Source organism: Burkholderia sp. Se-20378, assembly GCF_017104665.1.
Lineage (GTDB): Bacteria > Pseudomonadota > Gammaproteobacteria > Burkholderiales > Burkholderiaceae > Burkholderia > Burkholderia lata.
Map to the genome: position 1 here is coordinate 1 of NZ_JAAGPG010000956.1, position 1678 is coordinate 1678.

General features: G+C 70.1%; 2 protein-coding genes. Both read left to right on the plus strand.

Features of this window, described 5'->3' with window-relative positions; all coding sequences use genetic code 11:
- A partial coding sequence (locus G3N93_RS39325) for a DUF2339 domain-containing protein (protein WP_206135451.1) occupies positions 1–1361 on the plus strand: 1361 nt, incomplete at its 5' end.
- Positions 1358–1678: DUF3999 family protein (locus G3N93_RS39330; RefSeq protein ID WP_206135452.1), on the plus strand; the 321-nt coding region annotated here is incomplete at its 3' end. The genes G3N93_RS39325 and G3N93_RS39330, both read left to right, overlap by 4 nt.

Here is a 1678-nt window from a genome sequence, read left to right on the forward strand (position 1 = left end):
GTGTGTTCGATGCGCACGAAGCGCCGCTGTCGGGGATGGGCGCGTTCGCGTGGCCCGTTGCGGTCGGCGCAGGCCTTGCGCTGCTGTGGCGCCAGTCGCGCGGCACGGCAGGCGCCGATGCCGCGCAAGGCTCGGCGCCGGGTGTCGCGCAATCCGTCCCGGCAGGCATCATCGCGCCGCTGCATACGCTGATGTTCTGGACCGTGTGCGGGCTGCTGTCGCTCGAAGGCTTCTGGCGCCTGCGCGCGTACGTGCCCGAGGGTGCGTGGAGCTGGAGCGCGTGGGCCTATGGCTTCGGTGCGCTGCTCCTGCTGGTGTCGGGCCCAGGCTCGCGGCTGCGCTGGCCCGTCGCGGCGTTCCCGCGTGCGTACCAGGTGTGGGGCGCGGCGCCGCTCGCCGCGCTGCTGTGGCTGTGGAGCATCGCCAGCGTGATCAGCGACGGCAACGCGGCGCCGCTCTTCTGGCTGCCGCTGCTCAACCCGCTCGACATCGCGCAGTTCCTGGTGTTCGTCGCGTTCGCCGTGTGGCTGCGCCGACTGAAGACGCTCGGTATCGCGTGGCATCCGCGCGTCGTCGACTACGCTGCGATCGCGACCGTGTTCCTGTGGTTCAACGCGCTGATGCTGCGCACGCTGCATCAGCGCTTCCACCTGGCCTACGACATCGACACCGTGCTGTCGTCGTTCGGCATCCAGCAGGTGTTCATGGTCGGCTGGAGCCTGTTCGCGTTCGCCGGCATGTGGCTGACGCGTCGCGACGGCATCGCCCGCGTGTGTGCGCTCGCGTCGCTGCCGCTGATCGTCGTGATGTGGGTGTGGACTTTCTACGCGAACTTCACGCAGGACGGCGGAAGCTGGGCGCGCGTGCCGCTCGTCAACCCGCTCGACCTCGTGCTCGCGGTGGTCTACGCACTCGCCGCATCGTGGTTCGTGCGCGCACGCAAGCTCGGCTGGTCGTACGGCAAATATCGCGTCGAGCTGCTGAGTGCGGCCGGGGCGACCGCATTCCTGTGGCTGAACGCGATCCTGCTGCGCACGCTGCATCACTGGGCCGGCGTGCCGTACGAACTCGGCGCGATGGCGGAATCGACGCTCGTGCAGGCGTCGGTGTCCGTGTACTGGACGCTCTGCGCGCTTGCCATCACGATCTGGGCCACGCGCCGCGGGCTGCGTCCGCTGTGGTTCGTCGGCGCCGCGCTGCTCGCGCTCACGGTCGTCAAGCTGTTCCTGTTCGACCTGTCGCACGTGACCGGCATCGAGCGCATCGTGTCGTTCATCGGCATCGGCGTGCTGCTGCTGTTGATCGGGTATTTCTCGCCGCTGCCGCCGAAGGCTGCGGCGCAGCAGGACGACCAAGCATGAAACGACTCGCCGCCCTGCTCGGACTGAGCCTGTTCGCGTCGTTCGCGGCGGCCGACGGCACGCCGGGGGCCGGGCACGCCGCGCAGCGCTTCTCGCTCGACCTCGACGGCGCCGCCGCGTATTACCAGCTCACCGTGCCGCAGCCCGTTTATGCGGCGAGCCGGCGCGACGATCTCGGCGACGTGCGCATCTTCAACGGCGCGGGCGAGCCGGTGCCGTATTCGCTCGACGCGCCCGCGACTGCCGCGCCCGCCGTCCCGCCGACACGCACGCCGGTGCACTGGTTTCCGCTACCGCCCGCCCGCGCCGACAACGGC